13 protein-coding genes are annotated in these 17,700 nt (G+C 54.6%); 9 read left to right on the forward strand and 4 right to left on the reverse strand.

Annotation, left to right across the window (positions count from 1 at the left end):
* The first annotated feature begins 231 nt into the window (after positions 1-231).
* A complete protein-coding gene (locus tag J1784_RS16225; RefSeq protein WP_217150204.1) occupies positions 232-1,200 on the forward strand; it encodes a TerC family protein in 969 nt (322 codons plus the stop codon).
* Positions 1,201-1,398: 198 nt separating this feature from the next.
* Positions 1,399-2,547, forward strand: a complete 1,149-nt coding sequence (gene sstT / locus J1784_RS16230; RefSeq protein WP_338019913.1) for a serine/threonine transporter SstT — start codon at positions 1,399-1,401, stop codon at positions 2,545-2,547.
* Between the two features lie 48 nt (positions 2,548-2,595).
* On the opposite strand, the gene J1784_RS16235 is transcribed toward sstT, so the two are convergent.
* Together J1784_RS16235 and mgtA are read right to left on the reverse strand one after the other, a co-directional pair.
* A complete protein-coding gene (locus J1784_RS16235; protein WP_217150100.1) occupies positions 2,596-4,998 on the reverse strand; it encodes a beta-N-acetylhexosaminidase in 2,403 nt (800 codons plus the stop codon).
* Positions 4,999-5,131: 133 nt separating this feature from the next.
* Positions 5,132-7,834: a magnesium-translocating P-type ATPase gene (gene mgtA / locus J1784_RS16240; RefSeq protein ID WP_217150101.1), complete on the reverse strand. Its 2,703-nt coding sequence runs from the start codon at positions 7,832-7,834 to the stop codon at positions 5,132-5,134.
* A 354-nt stretch (positions 7,835-8,188) separates the two neighbouring features.
* Here mgtA and treR point away from each other — a divergent pair, with 354 nt between their 5' ends.
* The 5 genes from treR (at position 8,189) to nrdG (ending at position 15,327) form a co-directional block, all read left to right on the forward strand.
* Positions 8,189-9,139: a trehalose operon repressor TreR gene (gene treR, locus J1784_RS16245; RefSeq protein WP_217150102.1), complete on the forward strand. Its 951-nt coding sequence runs from the start codon at positions 8,189-8,191 to the stop codon at positions 9,137-9,139.
* Between the two features lie 152 nt (positions 9,140-9,291).
* A complete protein-coding gene (gene treB / locus J1784_RS16250) occupies positions 9,292-10,710 on the forward strand; it encodes a PTS trehalose transporter subunit IIBC (RefSeq protein ID WP_217150103.1) in 1,419 nt (472 codons plus the stop codon).
* Between the two features lie 22 nt (positions 10,711-10,732).
* Positions 10,733-12,373 carry an alpha,alpha-phosphotrehalase gene (treC, locus tag J1784_RS16255; protein ID WP_217150104.1) on the forward strand — a complete coding sequence of 547 codons (1,641 nt, stop codon included), beginning with the start codon at positions 10,733-10,735 and terminating at the stop codon, positions 12,371-12,373.
* 346 nt (positions 12,374-12,719) lie between these two features.
* Positions 12,720-14,858, forward strand: coding sequence for an anaerobic ribonucleoside-triphosphate reductase (gene nrdD, locus J1784_RS16260; RefSeq protein WP_217150205.1), 2,139 nt, complete (start codon positions 12,720-12,722; stop codon positions 14,856-14,858).
* Between the two features lie 4 nt (positions 14,859-14,862).
* Positions 14,863-15,327 carry an anaerobic ribonucleoside-triphosphate reductase-activating protein gene (gene nrdG, locus J1784_RS16265; RefSeq protein ID WP_217150105.1) on the forward strand — a complete coding sequence of 155 codons (465 nt, stop codon included), beginning with the start codon at positions 14,863-14,865 and terminating at the stop codon, positions 15,325-15,327.
* A 281-nt stretch (positions 15,328-15,608) separates the two neighbouring features.
* On the opposite strand, the gene J1784_RS16270 is transcribed toward nrdG, so the two are convergent.
* Both J1784_RS16270 and J1784_RS16275 read right to left on the reverse strand, forming a co-directional pair.
* Positions 15,609-15,896, reverse strand: a complete 288-nt coding sequence (locus J1784_RS16270) for a helix-turn-helix domain-containing protein (RefSeq protein ID WP_217150106.1) — start codon at positions 15,894-15,896, stop codon at positions 15,609-15,611.
* A complete protein-coding gene (locus J1784_RS16275; RefSeq protein ID WP_238485556.1) occupies positions 15,880-16,224 on the reverse strand; it encodes a type II toxin-antitoxin system RelE/ParE family toxin in 345 nt (114 codons plus the stop codon). Before J1784_RS16275 ends, J1784_RS16270 begins: the two co-directional genes overlap by 17 nt.
* Positions 16,225-16,528: 304 nt before the next feature.
* Here J1784_RS16275 and phnF point away from each other — a divergent pair, with 304 nt between their 5' ends.
* Positions 16,529-17,254, forward strand: coding sequence for a phosphonate metabolism transcriptional regulator PhnF (gene phnF / locus J1784_RS16280; protein WP_217150107.1), 726 nt, complete (start codon positions 16,529-16,531; stop codon positions 17,252-17,254).
* Entirely contained in the window at positions 17,255-17,698 is a 444-nt protein-coding gene (gene phnG, locus J1784_RS16285; RefSeq protein WP_217150108.1) for a phosphonate C-P lyase system protein PhnG, read from the forward strand.
* Positions 17,699-17,700 lie beyond the last annotated feature (2 nt).

The raw sequence follows: 17,700 nt of genomic DNA on the forward strand, positions 1-17,700 counted from the left end.
AGGGGAGTAACTTCTTCGTCGGATAATCGTCATTACGGTGTCTGGACTCGCGCTTAGCGCCGTCTCAGCCACCCGGTTACCGGGGCAAAGATATGATTTCATATGAATACATATCTTTGTAAGTGAGACCTTGCCGGAAGGCGAGGTTTGCTCACAGCTCAAAAAATGAGCGGCTAACGTCTTCCGACGCTGGCCGTTTTTTTTTGATGTTTTTTCGAGGATACCGCAATGATGAACTCCGTTGGCAACCCGATTTTATGGGGCTCTTTTGCCGTGGTAGTGATAATTATGCTCGCTTTCGACCTGCTGTTGCAGGGGCGTAAAGGCGCGCAAACCATGAGCATGAAAAGTGCTGCGATGTGGTCGCTGGTGTGGATTAGCCTGTCGTTGCTGTTTAACTTCGGTTTCTGGTGGTATCTGAACGGCGAGTTTGGCCGTGAAGTGGCCGATGCCAAGGCAACGATGTTCCTGACCGGTTATCTGCTGGAAAAAGCGCTGGCGGTGGATAACGTCTTTGTCTGGCTGATCCTGTTCAGCTACTTCTCTATCCCGGCTAACCTGCAACGCCGCGTGCTGGTCTACGGCGTGCTCGGTGCCATCGTCCTGCGTACCGGTATGATTTTCGCCGGCAGCTGGCTGGTGGGGCAATTCAGCTGGATCCTGTACGTGTTCGGCGCGTTCCTGCTGTTCACCGGTATCAAGATGGCGCTGGCGAAAGAAGACGACGGCGAAGTGGGCGAGAAACCGATGATCCGCTGGCTGCGCAGTAAAATGCGTATGACCGACGATTTGCAGGGCGAGAAATTCTTCGTGCGCCGTAACGGGATCCTGTTTGCTACCCCGTTGCTGCTGGTGCTGATTATGGTGGAACTGAGCGACGTGATTTTCGCGGTGGACAGTATTCCGGCAATCTTCGCCGTGACCACCGACCCGTTCATCGTGCTGACGTCTAACCTGTTCGCGATCCTCGGCCTGCGCGCAATGTACTTCCTGCTGGCAGGCGTGGCGGAACGTTTCTCGATGCTGAAATACGGTCTGGCAGTGATCCTGATTTTCATCGGTATCAAAATGCTGCTGCTCGATGTGTTCCACATTCCGGTGGGGATTTCGCTGGGCGTGATCGCTTCTATCCTGATCATCACTCTGTTAATTAACACCTGGGTGAACCGCCGGGCTGACCTCGCAAAATCCCGAAAATAAGCGGGCATCGCTCGCAGAACAATACTTTCAAACGGACACTCATGAGTGTCCGTTATTTTTTGAGCTAAATTCTGCTAGTCTCCTGCGTTACCACTCAGGACAAGAGTGGCAATTACACTTAAAAAAGGAAAAATAATGCAAACACAATCCTCAGAGTCATTTCTGAAACGCTTCCTCAGTGGCAGTCTGGTGATGTAAATTCTGATCGGCCTCCTCGCGGGTATCGCCCTCGCCGCCCTGGCACCTGAAGCCGCTCAAACCGCGGGTCTGCTCGGCAGTTTGTTTGTGGGCGCGCTGAAAGCGGTTGCTCCGCTGCTGGTGTTAGTACTGGTTACTGCATCCATCGCCAATCATCCGAAGGGCCGTAAAACGTCGCTGGGCCCGATCCTGTTTCTGTATCTTTTCGGAACCTTTTCGGCAGCGCTGATTGCCGTCGTTGTCAGCTTTATCTTCCCTTCAACGCTGGTTCTGAAAATGGTTGACGTCGAAATCACGCCGCCGGGAGGTATCGCAGAAGTACTGAAAGGACTGATTATGAGCATCGTGTCCAATCCTTTCCGGGCGCTGATTGATGCCAACTACATCGGTATTCTGGCATGGGCGATTGGGCTGGGGCTGGCCCTGCGTCAGGCAGCAGATACCACCAAAATGCTGGTCACGGATGTCTCTGTCGCCGTCACCAAAATTGTCCGTGTGGTTATCCGTTTCGCGCCGCTGGGTATTTTCGGTCTGGTGTCAGAAACGCTGGCGACCAGCGGTTTCAGCGCGCTTTACAATTATGCGCACCTGCTGGCCGTGCTGATTGGCTGTATGTTGCTGGTGGCACTGGTGTTCAACCCGCTGATCGTGTTTTTCAAAACCCGCCGAAATCCTTATCCGCTGGTCTTCGCCTGCCTGCGTGAAAGCGGTGTCACCGCCTTCTTCACCCGCAGTTCGGCAGCTAATATTCCGGTCAATATGAATCTGTGCCGCAAACTGGGGCTGGATGAAGATACGTATTCCGTCTCGATTCCGCTGGGTGCCACCATCAATATGGCCGGAGCGGCGATCACCATCACAGTGCTGACTCTGGCGGCGGTCAATACGCTTGGGATTGAAGTGGATATCCTGACGGCACTGCTGCTGAGTGTGATGGCGGCAATTTGTGCCTGTGGCGCTTCCGGCGTGGCGGGCGGTTCGCTGCTGCTGATCCCGATGGCGTGCGGTCTGTTTGGTATTCCCAATGACATCGCCATGCAGGTGGTCGCGGTAGGCTTCATCATCGGTATTTTGCAGGATTCTGCCGAAACCGCGCTGAACTCATCCACTGACGTGTTGTTTACCGCCGCGGCCTGTCAGAAAGCCTGATCCACTAAACACCGGGTGCAAACTGCCGCCCGGTGTTTACCCTCTCCGTTACTGCGTGGCTTTAAGACCGGCCAGCAATTGTTCCAGCGGATACACCACCGCGATCACCAGTTCATCCTGCACCTTCGCCGCGTCGTCCAGTTTAGCCTGCGCCTGCTGGCGTTCCTGCGCTGTCAGGGTTTCGCCTTTTTGCAGTTTCTCCAGCCATGCCAGCCCTTGTGAAGACAAATCACCTACCTGCTCCGCCACCGGCTGCAACGGTTTCAGCACGTAATTTTGCGCCAGAAGTGGTTTCACCAAATCTGCACTGCGCTGCCAGCTTTCGAGCTGCTCGCGTACTGCTTTCGCCGCCTGCGCATTTTTCGGATCCTGCACCAGCGTGTTCATCTGCGCAGCAAACTCACGCACCGCGTTGCTTTCTGCCGGTAGCGCATCTGCCAGACGGTTCAACGGCTCGGACTGCGTGTAATGTCCGGCCTGGAATTTGATGTGCTGGCGGGTGTAATACTGCGCCGGTTCGAGTGTCGTCGAGAAGTTGAGCAACGACGTAATATCGGTGCTGTTGGCCAGTCGCGTCATCAGCCGCACCGTTTCCACATGCTGTTGCAGCCCGACCGATACCACCGACCAGGCATCGACTTTCGCCAGCCGCTGATACATATTGCCGGAATCTTTGACGTCCTGCGCCGACCACAGACGTTCGGCGACCACGAAGCCGCGTGGCCACAGTTTCAGATCCAGAATCTGCGACGTAATATTTTCCTGCCACAGCGCCGCTTCGCCACCGAGAATATTTTTCATGCCTTCTGCATCCGGCACCACCGGTGGCTGACCGTCCGGCACCGCACTCAGCTTGCTGCCGGTGACCGGATAGCGCGCATTGCCGATAATGAAATAGCCGTCAGTTTTACCGTCTTTCAGGCTCAGCACCGGGCGTGTATCACCCATCCAGGTATCGACGGCAAAACTCACGCGCCCGTCGTTGTGCCAGACAATGTCGCGCACCGCCCGGCGCGTTTTGCCGGTGAAATCAATAAATCCGCGCCAGCCGTCTTTGCCCTCAATCAACGTAAAGCTGCCGTCCACCGGTTTGCCTTTCAGGCGCGGCATGTTGAATGACCAGCTCTGTGCTTTCTCCCCTTCGCCCACATTCTGATCCACGCCCAGAGGCTGCGGCAGAACTTCGTTGCGGTAGTGATAGGCCGCGCTGTGCGGCTGATCGAGATAAAAACCGGTAGAAAGAATGCCCTGATAGCCCTTCTGCGCGCTGGCGCCCAGAGAATCCGGCCCTTGCCACGACTGGATCACAATGTCATGCGGCAGATCCGGATGGAAGATTTCGTCCCAGCCGACCATTTTGCGCTGGTGCTGATGAAGGATGGTTTGCAAACGGGTGTTGAAATAAGCCTGCAACGCGTGAGTATCGGCGACGCCCTTCTCTTTCATAAACGCCCGGATCGGCTTCGAGGTTTTCCACTGTGTCGCATCGACTTCATCACCGCCGATATGAAGATACGGATCGTGGAAAATCTGCGTCAGCTCGCCGACGATGGCATCGGCAAAGGCATACACTTTTTCATTGGTCGGATCGAGCGTCGGCTCGTGTACGCCCCAGGATCGTTCCATTTTGTACGGCCCCGGCGCGCTGAGCAGTTCGGGATATGCGACCGCTATTGCCGACGCATGGCCCGGCATATCAATTTCCGGCACCACGCGGATCCCGCGTTCCGTGGCATAAGCCACCACGTCTTTCATCTGCGCGACGGTATAAAACTGCCCGTCGCTGGCCAGTTCCTGCAATTTTGGATACTTGTGCGATTCGAATCGCCAGCCCTGATCGTCGCTGAGATGCCAGTGAAGCACGTTGAGTTTTGCCGCCGCCATACCGTCGAGCTGGCGTTTGATATCACTCACCGGCAGGAAATGACGGGCGGAATCGAGCAGCACGCCGCGCCAGGCAAAACGCGGCTGGTCATGAATACTGACCAGTGGAATAAAGGTATTTTCACCATCGTTTTGCACCAACTGCAACAGCGTTTCCATGCCACGCATTGCGCCGAAACGGGTATTAGCGGTCAGTGTTACGCTGTTCGCCGTGACCTCCAGCTGATAACTTTCGTCGCTGTCCGGCATCGGCTGCGCATCGACTTTCTTCTGAATATTGAGGGTAATGGTCGCCTGTCCGCTGACTGTTTCGGTGTTTTGCGGCAGCAAATACCAGCCGGTTTGCTGCGCCAGACGTTCGCGCCAGTGGTTAACTTCAGGTATCAGCGCATCACCTTTAACCTGAATCTGCAACGCATCATTGAGAACTAATTTACCGGCAGGCGACGTCACATCCACCTGTTGCGGCCACGGCATGAGCGGTAAATTAGCGGCCGGAGCAGCATAAGCGGAAACACAAAGCAGCAGGGATGAAGCCAGAAGGGTACGGCACAAAGGTAATGACATCGGTGAAATTCCTCAGAGTAAAAAAGCGCGCCATCTTAGCCCGCTGAATCTAAAGGAATAACTATAGCTGCTGGATAATAAAAAGGCGGTGACTGACTTAACAATCACCGCCTTTATGATGAATACGCCCCGATTACTGCCAGCCGTAACGACGCACGAACCAGCCTTTCACACACTGAGTCAGCACCATATAGCCCGCCAGAATCGCAATCAGCCACGGGAAATAGCTCAGCGGCAGCGGCTGCAATTGCAGGAATCCGGCAACCGGCGAGTAAATCAGGGCGATACCGGTGACCACCACCATCAGCGTCATGATGCACAGCGGCCAGGACGCACGGCTCTGAATGAACGGCACTTTGCGAGTGCGGATCATATGCACAATCAGCGTCTGCGACAGCAGCCCTTCAATGAACCAGCCGGACTGGAACAACGTCTGCGCTTCAACAGTATTGGCTTTAAACACCCACCACATCAGGCTGAAAGTCAGAATGTCGAATACGGAGCTGATCGGCCCGAAGAACACCATAAAGCGGCCTATATCCCCGGCGTTCCAGCGCTGTGGTTTTGCCAGCTGTTCTTCATCGACGTTATCAAACGGGATCGCCACCTGAGACACATCGTAAATCAGGTTCTGGATCAGCAGATGCAGTGGCAACATCGGCAGGAACGGCAGGAAGGCGCTGGCGACCAGCACGCTGAACACGTTCCCGAAGTTAGAGCTGGCGGTCATTTTGATGTATTTCAGCATGTTGGCGAAGGTTCTGCGCCCTTCTGTCACGCCCTGCTCCAGCACCATCAGGCTTTTTTCCAGCAGAATAATGTCGGCCGCTTCCTTGGCGATATCCACCGCAGAATCCACAGAAATGCCGATATCCGCCGCACGCAGCGCCGGTGCATCATTAATGCCGTCGCCCATAAAGCCGACCACATGCCCTTCGCCGCGCAGCACACGTACGATGCGTTCTTTGTGCATCGGCGTCAGTTTGGCAAATACCGTGGTTTCCCTGGCGACGTGCAGCAGCTGTATATCGTTCAGAATGTCGATATCGCTGCCGATCAGCACCGTTTCTGCACGTAATCCGACATCTTTGCAGACTTTACGCGCAACCAGCGGATTGTCGCCGGTGAGGATTTTCACGGTCACGCCTTTGCGCTGCAACGCTTCCAGCGCCGGTGCGGTGCTCTCTTTTGGCGGATCGAGGAACGCGATATATCCGGCAAGGATCAGGCTGGATTCATCGGTCACGCCATAACCCTGCGTGCGGGATGGCATCACTTTATGGGCCACAGCCACCACACGCAGCCCCTGCTGATTCAGGTCATCAGTGATACGGCGGATGCGCCCGAGCAGCACATCGGTCAGCGGCATAATCTCACCGTTGAGCTGCACCAGCGTACAAATCGACAGCATTTCTTCCAGCGCGCCTTTGCAAATCAGGCGGTGATTCTGGTCATTTTCTGCCACGACCACGGACATGCGGCGGCGGTCGAAATCAAACGGAATTTCATCCACTTTCAGCGAGTTATGTGCAGGACCGGCATCACCGGCTTCCAGCACGGCCACATCCAGCAGGTTTTTCAGGCCGGTCTGATAATGGCTGTTCAGCCACGCCAGATGCAGGACATCGTCGCTGGTCACGCCGAGCACATCGGTGTGGCGCTCAAGCACGATTTTATCCTGCGTCAGCGTACCGGTTTTATCGGTGCAGAGAATATCCATCGCGCCGAAGTTTTGAATAGCGTCCAGACGTTTGACGATCACTTTCTGGCGGGAGAGTTTCACCGCACCTTTCGCCAGCGTGGATGTCACAATCATCGGCAGCATTTCAGGCGTCAGCCCCACCGCCACGGAGAGCGCAAACAGCGCCGCTTCCCACCAGTCGCCTTTGGTGTAGCCGTTGATTACCAGTACTACCGGCGTCATCACCATCATAAAGCGGATCAGCAGCCAGCTGACTTTGCTGATCCCGGCCTGGAACGCATTCGGTTGAGTATCTTCCTGCACCACACGTTCAGCCAGCTGACCGAACCAGGTTTTGCTGCCGGTGGCGATCACCATCGCAATCGCGGTGCCGCTGACGACATTGGTGCCCATAAAGCACAGGGTGTTCAGTTCGAGCGGATCCGCCGCAACCGGTTTTTTCTCGCAGGCATGTTTTTCTACCGGCAGGGATTCGCCGGTCAGCGCTGCCTGGCTGATAAACAGATCCTTGGCGGAGAGAATGCGCAAATCCGCCGGGATCATATCCCCCGCAGAAAGCTTAATCAGGTCACCCGGCACCAGCTGGCTGATCGCGATCTCCACCGTTTCGCTGCGCCCGCTTTGCGCTTCACTGCGCAGCACCGTCGCGGTGTTGCTGACCATTGCTTTCAGCGCATCGGCGGCTTTGTTGGAGCGGGCTTCCTGAATGAAATGCATGAAGGTGGAAATAAACACCATCGCGCCAATCACCAGCGCCGCCGTGAGATCGTCGGTCGCGTAAGACACCAGACCCAAAACGGTCAGCAGCAGATTGAACGGATTACGGTAGCAGTGCCACAGGTGCAGCCACCACGGCGCAGGCTGCTGGTCGCCGGTCTGATTGAGGCCGGAAACCTCGCGAATAACGTCGGCTTCCTGCGTCGTCAACCCTTCAGGATGGCTGGCAAATTGCAGGTAAAGCTGATCTTCTGTCGCACGGGCACACGCCTGACAATGCGCAGCCATCGCCGCAGGAATCGCCTGAGCAGCGCGGCCTGGCACATTTTCGAGCATCGGATCGCGACGAACTAAACGGCGCGGTAAGTTACGGCTGAGCGCAATGAGCAGCCGGGAAGTGAAATTTTTGAACATCATTCGCACCTTATTGCGCCCACGGCAAAACGGCCGCAGACATGGCAAAAGGGTTGTAACAAAACAGGGGCGAACGAAGAGACGCGCACCACCGCTTACCTGATAACTTTTAACGTCACGGTAAGCAGCAGCAAAAAGCGGGTGCTTACCGGATCACAACGGACCTACAGAGTTGGGGTCGGGTTCCATGGGTTTTCACCTCCGGTAAGGAACGGTCTGGAAATTCATACGCATCGGGTATAAAAATCCGTTAGGGTAAAGCTGTAAACTACGCCTCAGGCGTATTTTTCGCGAATTATAGACCTGTTTACTGCAACCGAACTTAAACCTGATCAAACTTAATCATACAAAATAACTATGCAAAATCGCCTGACCATAAATGACATTGCGCGCCTGAGTGGCGTCGGAAAATCCACGGTTTCCCGCGTTTTGAATAATGAAGGTAATGTCAGTCCGCAAACCCGCGAACGCGTATTGCAGGTGATTGAGCAGCAACATTTCAGCCCGTCGAAATCGGCGCGGGCAATGCGCGGATTCAGCGATAAAATTGTGGCGATCATTGTTTCCCGTCTCGATTCTCCGTCAGAGAATCAGGCAGTGCGCGCCATGCTGCCGCTGTTTTATCAGCAGGGTTACGACCCGATTGTGCTGGAAAGCCAGTTCAGCGCCGAGCGGGTTAAAGAGCATTTGCAGGTGCTGAAACAGCGTAATATCGACGGCGTGGTGTTGTTTGGTTTTACCGGTTTATCGGCGCAGATGCTGACCCCGTGGCAGGACAAACTGGTAATGCTGGCGCGTGACATTCCGGGGCTGTCTTCTGTATGTTACGACGACGCAGGTGCGGTGCATTTGCTGATGCAAAAACTGATGGCACAGAACCTGCGCGAAATCGGCTTTATCGGCGTCTCCCCGCAGGACACCACCACCGGACAGCGCCGCAGCGAGGCCTATCAGGCATTCTGTCAGGAACAGGGGCTGACGCCGCACATTGCGCTGGGCGAACTTACCTATCAGAGCGGTTTCGAGCTGATCCCGCAATTGCTGAAAAGCGACGTTCAGGCGGTGATTTGCGCCTCCGATACCATCGCCATTGGCGCACAAAAATACCTGCAACAACAGCAAATTACCGGCGTACAGGTGTGCGGTATCGGCAACAACCCGCTGTTACGGTTCCTTTTCCCTGAATCTCTTTCGGTTGAACTCGGTTACGGCGAAGGCGGTGAAGCCGCGGCTAAACAGTTACTGGCGCAGCTCAATGATTCTGCGCCCCTGCAACAGCGCATTATTCCGGGGAAACTCTCCGTCTGACTGACCCTGCTTTCTGCCCTCTTCTTTTCTAAAAAGCAGAAACTTTGTGATCGTCCCGGCAAAACCGGGAACGTTCCCGGACAACTTCCCACCGCCTTCGCTATGCTTGAACCGTACCCTACACACTTACGCAAAATCACAGGCCATTCCCTATGAGCAAAGTTAAGCAACAGGATGTTGATCAGCTGATCGCCCTCGTTGGCGGCAGCGACAATATCGCGATGGTGACTCACTGCATTACGCGTCTTCGTTTTGTCCTCAATGACCCGTCCAAAGCCGACCCGAAAGGCCTCGAAGCCCTGCCGATGGTCAAAGGCTGTTTTACCAACGCCGGTCAGTTCCAGGTGGTTATCGGGCCGGAAGTGGACGATTACTACAAAGTATTGATCGCCAGTACCGGCAAAAGCACCGCCGGTAAAGAACAGGCCAAAGTCGCCGCCCGCCAGAATATGAGCTGGTTCGAGCGCAGCATTTCTCACTTCGCAGAAATCTTCTTCCCGCTGTTACCGGCGCTTATCAGCGGCGGTTTGATCCTCGGTTTCCGTAACGTTATCGGCGAAATCCCGATGAGCGGCGGCCAGACGCTGGCGCAGATGCATCCGCTGTGGCAGTCAATTTACGACTTCCTGTGGCTGCTCGGCGAAGCGGTATTTATGTTCCTGCCGGTGGCGGTGTGCTGGTCGACAGTTAAAAAAATGGGCGGCACCGAAATCCTCGGCATCGTGCTCGGTATCACGCTGGTGTCGCCGCAGCTGATGAACTCCTACAATCTCGGGCAGCAAATTCCAGAGGTGTGGAATTTTGGCTGGTTCACCATCGAAAAGGTCGGTTATCAGGCACAGGTTATTCCTTCCGTGCTCGCCGGAATGGCGCTGGCGATGATCGAAAATGGCCTGAAACGCATCATCCCGAATTACCTGTATCTGGTCATTGTTCCTGTTACTTCATTGATTATTGCCGTGTTCCTGGCGCACACGCTGATCGGGCCGTTTGGCCGCATGATTGGTGACGGCGTGGCCTTCGCGGTGAAATTCGTCATGACCGGCAACCTCGCGCCGATCGGGGCCGCGCTGTTTGGTTTCCTCTACGCACCGCTGGTCATCACCGGTGTGCATCAGACAACGCTCGCCATCGATATGCAGATGGTACAAAGCACCGGCGGCACCCCGGTCTGGCCGCTGATTGCGCTGTCTAACATTGCTCAGGCCGCTGCGGTCGTCGGCGTGATTATCGTCAGCCGTAAACATAACGAGCGTGAGATTTCCGTGCCTGCGGCAATTTCCGCCTTCCTCGGCGTCACCGAACCGGCGATGTACGGGATCAACCTGAAATACCGCTTCCCGATGCTTTGCGCGATGACAGGCTCCGCGTTTGCCGGTCTGATTTGCGGCCTGTTCCATGTCACGGCTAACGGCATCGGCGTCGGCGGATTACCGGGTATTTTATCCATCAAACCGCAGTTCTGGAGTATCTACGCGCTGGCTATGCTGGTGGCAATTGTGGTGCCGATTATCCTGACCGTGCTGGTTTATCAGCGCAAAGCCCGCCGTGGTGAACTGGCAGTGGTGTAAGACATTTAAGAAGGAAAATGGAATGAACAGCGAATTGCCGTGGTGGAAAAACGGCGTGATTTACCAGATTTATCCAAAGAGTTTTCAGGACACCACAGGCAGCGGCACCGGTGATATCAACGGTATCACGCAGCGTCTGGATTATCTGAAAACGCTGGGCGTCAATGCCCTGTGGCTGACGCCGGTGTACCTTTCACCGCAGATTGATAACGGCTACGACGTGGCGGATTACTGCGCGATTGACCCGGCTTACGGCACGCTGGAAGACTTCGAGCGGCTGACCGCAGAGGCGCATCAGCGCGGGATCCGCATCGTGATGGATATGGTGTTTAACCACACTTCGACGCACCATGAATGGTTCCGCCAGTCACAGGACCCGGGCAGTCCGTTCCGCCCGTTTTATATCTGGCGCGACAGCGCAACCGAAGGCGGCCCGCCGAATAACTGGCGTTCAAAATTCGGTGGCGGCGCCTGGCAATGGCACGAAACCAGCGGCCAGTATTATCTGCATCTGTTCGCAACCGAACAGGCGGATCTCAACTGGGAATACCCGCCGGTACGTGAGGCACTGAAAAAAGTTTGCCAGTTCTGGGCGGATAAAGGTGTCGACGGGCTGCGGCTGGACGTGATTAATCTGGTGTCGAAACAGCAGGATTTCCCGGCCGACCATACCGGTGATGGCCGGCGTTTTTATACCGACGGCCCGCGCATTCACGAGTTTTTGCAGGAATTCAGTCGCGATGTGTTTAAACCGCTCGGGCTGATGACGGTCGGCGAAATGTCCTCCACTAAACTGGAACATTGCCGCCGTTACGCCGCCAATGACGGCAGCGAACTGTCGATGACGTTTAACTTTCATCATCTGAAAGTCGATTACCCTGACGGACAAAAATGGACCGATGCGCCACCGGATTTCGTGCAGCTCAAACAGATTTTCCGCGACTGGCAGCAGGGAATGCACGGTCACGCCTGGAACGCCCTGTTCTGGTGTAATCACGATCAGCCGCGCGTTGTGTCGCGCTTTGGCGATGAAGGCGAACTGCGCACGACGTCAGCTAAAATGCTGGCAATGGTGCTGCACGGTTTACAGGGCACGCCGTATATCTATCAGGGCGAGGAAATCGGCATGACCAATCCGGGCTTTAAACATCTCGAGCAATACCGCGATGTGGAAAGCCTGAATATGTTCGCTGAACTGAAATCTGACGGGCGCAGCAACGAAGAGTTGCTGCGTATTCTGGCGAAGAAATCTCGCGATAACAGCCGCACGCCGATGCAGTGGAACGCCGGGGAACAGGCCGGATTTACCACCGGCACGCCGTGGATTTCTGTCAGCCACAACGCGCAGGAAATTAATACTGAACAGGCGCTGGCGGATAAAAACTCGGTGTTTTATCTCTATCAGCAACTGATCGCGCTGCGCAAAACGCTGCCGGTGCTGACTGACGGTGATTATCAGGATTTGCTGCCGGAACATCCGCACCTCTGGAGCTATACGCGAACGGCGACAGGCAAAACCCTGTGCGTGGTGGCAAATCTGAGCGCGCAGGATCAGGCTTTCTCGCTAACGGAATTCTCCGGCAAACCGCTGCTGAGCAATTACGACACACCCGCCACTTCCGGCATCCTTCGACCGTATGAGTGCCTCTGGAAACTCACCTGATAATCTGAAATTTCTGTTATGTCGGGTCGGTCACACTCGTGTCTGGCTCGTTTATTTTTTATGCATCTCCTTATAAAACAACACACAAAATTCAGGCCAGAATTTACATTTGGTCATCTATTCTTCCGCTGAAAAAAATCTTTGTTTCAGGTCAATAAAGTGAGAATTAACCCTCGCGTAGATCCTACATCTAGTGTGTATAGTACACACCCAACCCAACATATAGCGGTTTAACGCAAAACCCACACAACCGGCCTGCAAGCCTTGTGGAGTGCGGGATCCGCCCAAAAGGAGTGTCATTGTGAAGGCAGACAGACTGGAAACCGTTCCCGCAAAATCTAGCAAAATGCAGCCCGTCGTGATCAAGCGGGATGGTTGTCAGGTCCCTTTCGATGAAGTTCTGATTAAACAAGCCGTGCAACGTGCTGCCGCTGCTGCAGGTATCGACAGCGTGGATTATTGCGCGCAGGTTGCCCGTGTGGTGGCTGAAAGCCTGCAAGATCAGGCTCGTGTGGATATCCATGATATCCAGGATGCGGTAGAAAATCAGCTGATGGCAGGGCCGCATAAAAAGCTGGCACGCGCTTATATTGAATACCGCCATGACCGCGACGTGAAACGCGAAATGCGTGGTCGCCTGAATCAGGAAATCCGCGGCCTTGTTGAACAAAGCAATATGGCGCTGCTCAACGAGAATGCCAATAAAGACAGCAAAGTGATCCCGACGCAGCGTGATTTACTGGCAGGGATTGTCGCCAAGCATTACGCCAAACAGCATATTTTACCGCGTGACGTGGTGCTGGCTCATGAGCGTGGCGAAATCCACTACCACGATCTCGATTACTCTCCGTTTTTCCCGATGTTTAATTGTATGCTTATCGACCTCAAAGGCATGCTCAATCACGGTTTTAAAATGGGCAATGCGGAAATCGACACACCCAAGTCTATTTCCACCGCTACGGCCGTTACCGCGCAAATTATCGCGCAGGTCGCCAGCCATATTTACGGCGGCACCACTATTAACCGTATTGATGAAGTGCTGGCACCGTTCGTCACCGCCAGTTTCAATAAACATCGTCAGACTGCCGAAGAGTGGCAGATTGCCGATGCAGAAGCGTTCGCCCATAACCGCACCGAGAAAGAGTGTTATGACGCCTTCCAGTCGCTGGAATATGAAGTCAACACACTGCATACCGCCAACGGCCAGACGCCGTTCGTCACCTTTGGTTTCGGTCTCGGCACGTCGTGGGAATCGCGCCTGATCCAGCAATCAATTCTGCGTAACCGCATTGCCGGTTTGGGTAAAAACCGTAAAACTGCCGTGTTCCCGAAACTGGTGTTTGCGATCCGCGATGGCCTGAATCATAAAGCCGGCGACGCCAACTACGACATCAAGCAACTGGCTCTGGAATGCGCCAGCAAACGCATGTACCCGGATATTCTCAATTACGATCAGGTGGTGAAAGTCACCGGATCCTTCAAAACGCCGATGGGTTGCCGCAGCTTCCTGGGCGTGTACGAAGAAAACGGCGAGATGATCCACGAAGGCCGCAATAATATTGGCGTAATCAGCCTGAACCTGCCGCGTATTGCGCTGGAAGCGAACCGCGACGAAGCGGCATTCTGGGCACTGCTCGACGAGCGTCTGCTGCTGGCGAAAAAAGCGCTGATGACCCGCATCGCGCGTCTTGAAGGCATCAAAGCCCGCGTGGCCCCCATCTTGTATATGGAAGGGGCGTGCGGCGTGCGTCTGAAAGCTGACGACGATATTTCCGGCATCTTCAAGAACGGCCGCGCCTCGATTTCACTCGGTTACATCGGCGTGCACGAAACCATTAACGCGTTGTTCGGCGACCAGACTCACGTGTTCGACGCCAGCCAGTTACGCGAAAAAGCCGAGGCGATTGTTGCCCGTCTGAAAGCCGCAACAGAGAGCTGGAAAGACGAAACGGGTTACGGATTCAGCCTGTACAGCACACCGAGCGAAAACCTGTGCGACCGGTTCTGTCGTCTGGATAAAGCCGAATTCGGCCTGGTGGCCGGTGTCACCGACAAAGGGTATTACACCAACAGCTTCCATCTGGACGTCGAGAAGAAGGTTAATCCTTATGAAAAACTCGATTTTGAAGCGCCATATCCGCCGCTGAGCAATGGCGGTTTCATCTGTTACGGTGAATACCCGAACCTCCAGCACAATCTGAAAGCGCTGGAAGATGTGTGGGATTACAGTTACACCCGCGTGCCGTATTACGGCACCAATACGCCAATCGACGAGTGCTACGACTGCGGCTATACCGGCGAATTCGAGTGTACCAGCAAAGGTTTCACCTGCCCGAAATGCGGCAATCACGAGCCTTCCCGGGTGTCAGTTACCCGCCGCGTATGCGGTTATCTCGGCAGCCCGGATGCCCGTCCGTTCAACGCCGGTAAGCAGGAAGAAGTGAAACGCCGGATTAAACATCTGGGTAACGGCCAGCTGGGATAATACTGTGAATTTCCATCAGTATTACCCGGTAGATGTGGTCAACGGGCCGGGAACACGCTGCGTGCTGTTCGTGTCCGGCTGCGTCCACGAATGCCGCGGGTGCTACAACAAAAGCACCTGGCGGCTGGATTCCGGCAAACCTTTCACGCAGGAAGACGAAGACCGCATCATCGCCGATCTGCAAAACACGGTGATCCCGCGTCAGGGTCTGACGCTGTCCGGCGGCGATCCGCTGCATCCGCAAAATCTGTCGGCGGTGCGCCAGCTGCTGTTACGTGTACAGGCGGAATGTCCGGGCAAAAATGTATGGATGTGGACCGGTTACACGCTGGATGAACTGAGCGCTGAACAGCAGGAAGTGACAGCATTAATCAACGTGCTGGTCGACGGGAAATTCGTGCAGGAACTGAAAGACCCGTCACTTATCTGGCGCGGTAGCGGCAATCAGGTGATTCATTATTTGCGATAGACTCCATTCAGAGGGGAAATCATTCCCCTCACCTCTCTCAGATTCCATTCAATAAAAAATCAAACGCATTTTCACTTCATAGATTTCGCCATCGGGCTGCCTGACCTGATCGCCAATTTCTTGAGGTGGGATCCCGCGGGAATATGTGTCATCAGCACATAATGTTTGTGCTGAACTTTAAGTAACGGGCACCTTTTTTTAAGCGGAGAGGTCGTCATCGTCACCAGGATTGCGTAAATCACCCCGGTTAATTCCTGCGAGACGTCTTCCAACTCTTCCCCTTACGCCATTACTTTCCCACCAATTTCAATATGGGTGATATGCAGCTCGGCGCTCGCCAGCATGTTTACCAGCATATCAATACTGAATACTGAGATTTTGCCGCGCATCAGATCCGATATCCGTGGCTGAGTGACCCCGAAAAACTTCGCTGCCTGAGCCTGAGTCATTTTGTTCTTTTCGATATGAGCAGTGAGAACCATCATTAATTTTGAGCGTATTTTCATATTCTCAGCTTCCTGCGGCGTTTCTTCGATGGCATCCCATACATTGTCAAAACTCTGAATCATTTTTCCTCCGGCTTACTTCTGATTTATAGCGTCTTTTAGCCAGCTCCAGATCGTGATGGTTCGTGGCCTGGGTTTTCTTCTGAAAGCAATGAAGCACATAAATGGCTTCTTTAAATTTGGCGATATACAAAATCCGGTAGATGCCTTCTGTATCTTTAATTCGTATTTCCCTGACTCCCATCCCCACATCTGGCATGGGCTTCCAGTCAAAAGGCATTTCCCCATGTTGTACCCGATACAACTGATGGCCTGCTTCCCGACGAGCCTGCAAGGGAAAACACTGTAAATCCGCCAAACTGCTGTCGACAAAGAAAATCCTTTTCATCATACTCCCCCGAATAAATTATACAAAATTTTATATAAAAGGATAAAAATACGCCTTGTGAAATTCCGGCATCAACTGCTCTGGGGGAATGTAATTCCCCGCTCATAGCGGGTAAATCACCCTCTTTAATCCCTGCGCGTTGTCTTCCAACTCTTCACTTCCCTGCAACCAGACCTTCACCCAATTGTCATTTACCACGCCCAAAATGATGCCAACGCCACACTGAGGTTTGCATCATGACCCTTTCAGATCCGTTTCAACTTTCTCCTGCCACTGCCCGTTTATCCCGTGCGAGGTATTCATTGTGATGAACTTATCTAGACATCCGACCAGTCACACCACGGTGTATCAGCAAATCGCTGCCGAACTGGAGCAGGAACTGCGTAGCGGTTACCGCTGCGGCGATTATCTGCCGCCGGAACAACAGCTTGCTGAACGTTTTCAGGTAAACCGCCATACGCTGCGCCGTGCGGTGGATGAACTGGTAGATCGCGGCTGGCTGCAACGCCGTCAGGGCATTGGTACGCTGGTGCTGATGCGCCCTTACGATTATCCGCTGCACTCACAGGCACGGTTCAGCCAGAACCTGCTGGATCAGGGCAGTCACCCGACCAGCGAACGTCTGCTGGCGGTGCTTCGTCCGGCGACCGATCACGTTGCGGCGGCGCTGTCGCGTCAGGAAGGCGACACGGTGATCCACCTGCGAACGCTGCGCCGCGTCAACGGCGTGCCGGTCTGTGTGATTGACCACTATTTGCCCGATCTCGACTGGTGGCCTGCGTTGCAAAACTTCCATAACGGTTCGCTGCACGATTTTATCCGCGAAGAAATTAAGCAAAAGCTCAGCCGCCGCACGACCCGCATCAATGCCCGCCGCGCGCTGGCAAAAGAGAGCAAATTGCTCGAAATCGTCCCGCAGGCACCGCTGTTGTGTGTCCGCACCCTGAACATTTGTGAAGGCAGCGATTCGGTGGCGGAGTATTCCGTCAGCCTGACTCGCGCCGACATGATCGAACTGACCATGGAGCACTAAATGGATCACCTGCAAACCCGCCAGCGCTGGATGTCGGTGCTGGCTCACAGCCGTCCCGATGAGCTGATCGCCCACTGGCAGCCGCTGAATCTGTCCCCGCAATTTGAACGCATCCGCGCTGCGGAAACCGGTCTGACCCAGCTTCAGGGGCGGATGGGCGGTACCGGAAAGCGTTTCGTGATGGGCGATATGACCGTCACCCGCGCGGTTATTCAGTTAGATGGCGGCGTGTACGGCTACAGCTACGTCAGCGGACGTAATAAGCCTCACGCCGAACTCTGCGCAGTCATCGACGCCTTGTTGCAAATGCAGGGCATGGACGAACTGCTGCATAAACGCGTGATCGCCCCGCTGGCCGCACTGCAACAGGAACGCCGCCAGCAACGCGCCCGTGAAGTGGCTTCCAGCCGCGTCGATTTCTTTACCCTGGTTCGCGGAGAATAATT

Origin of the sequence: Rahnella ecdela (assembly GCF_019049625.1) — a bacterium.
GTDB classification, from domain to species: Bacteria; Pseudomonadota; Gammaproteobacteria; order Enterobacterales; family Enterobacteriaceae; genus Rahnella; species Rahnella ecdela.

Coding starts and splice junctions, on each gene's coding strand:
- phnF (WP_217150107.1), top strand. CDS start 16,529: ATGAACTTATCTAGACATCCGACCAGTCACACCACGGTGTATCAGCAA.
- treB (WP_217150103.1), top strand. CDS start 9,292: ATGAGCAAAGTTAAGCAACAGGATGTTGATCAGCTGATCGCCCTCGTT.
- treR (WP_217150102.1), top strand. CDS start 8,189: ATGCAAAATCGCCTGACCATAAATGACATTGCGCGCCTGAGTGGCGTC.
- mgtA (WP_217150101.1), bottom strand. CDS start 7,834: ATGATGTTCAAAAATTTCACTTCCCGGCTGCTCATTGCGCTCAGCCGT.
- nrdD (WP_217150205.1), top strand. CDS start 12,720: ATGCAGCCCGTCGTGATCAAGCGGGATGGTTGTCAGGTCCCTTTCGAT.
- J1784_RS16235 (WP_217150100.1), bottom strand. CDS start 4,998: ATGTCATTACCTTTGTGCCGTACCCTTCTGGCTTCATCCCTGCTGCTT.
- J1784_RS16275 (WP_238485556.1), bottom strand. CDS start 16,224: ATGATGAAAAGGATTTTCTTTGTCGACAGCAGTTTGGCGGATTTACAG.
- J1784_RS16270 (WP_217150106.1), bottom strand. CDS start 15,896: ATGATTCAGAGTTTTGACAATGTATGGGATGCCATCGAAGAAACGCCG.
- treC (WP_217150104.1), top strand. CDS start 10,733: ATGAACAGCGAATTGCCGTGGTGGAAAAACGGCGTGATTTACCAGATT.
- phnG (WP_217150108.1), top strand. CDS start 17,255: ATGGATCACCTGCAAACCCGCCAGCGCTGGATGTCGGTGCTGGCTCAC.
- J1784_RS16225 (WP_217150204.1), top strand. CDS start 232: ATGAACTCCGTTGGCAACCCGATTTTATGGGGCTCTTTTGCCGTGGTA.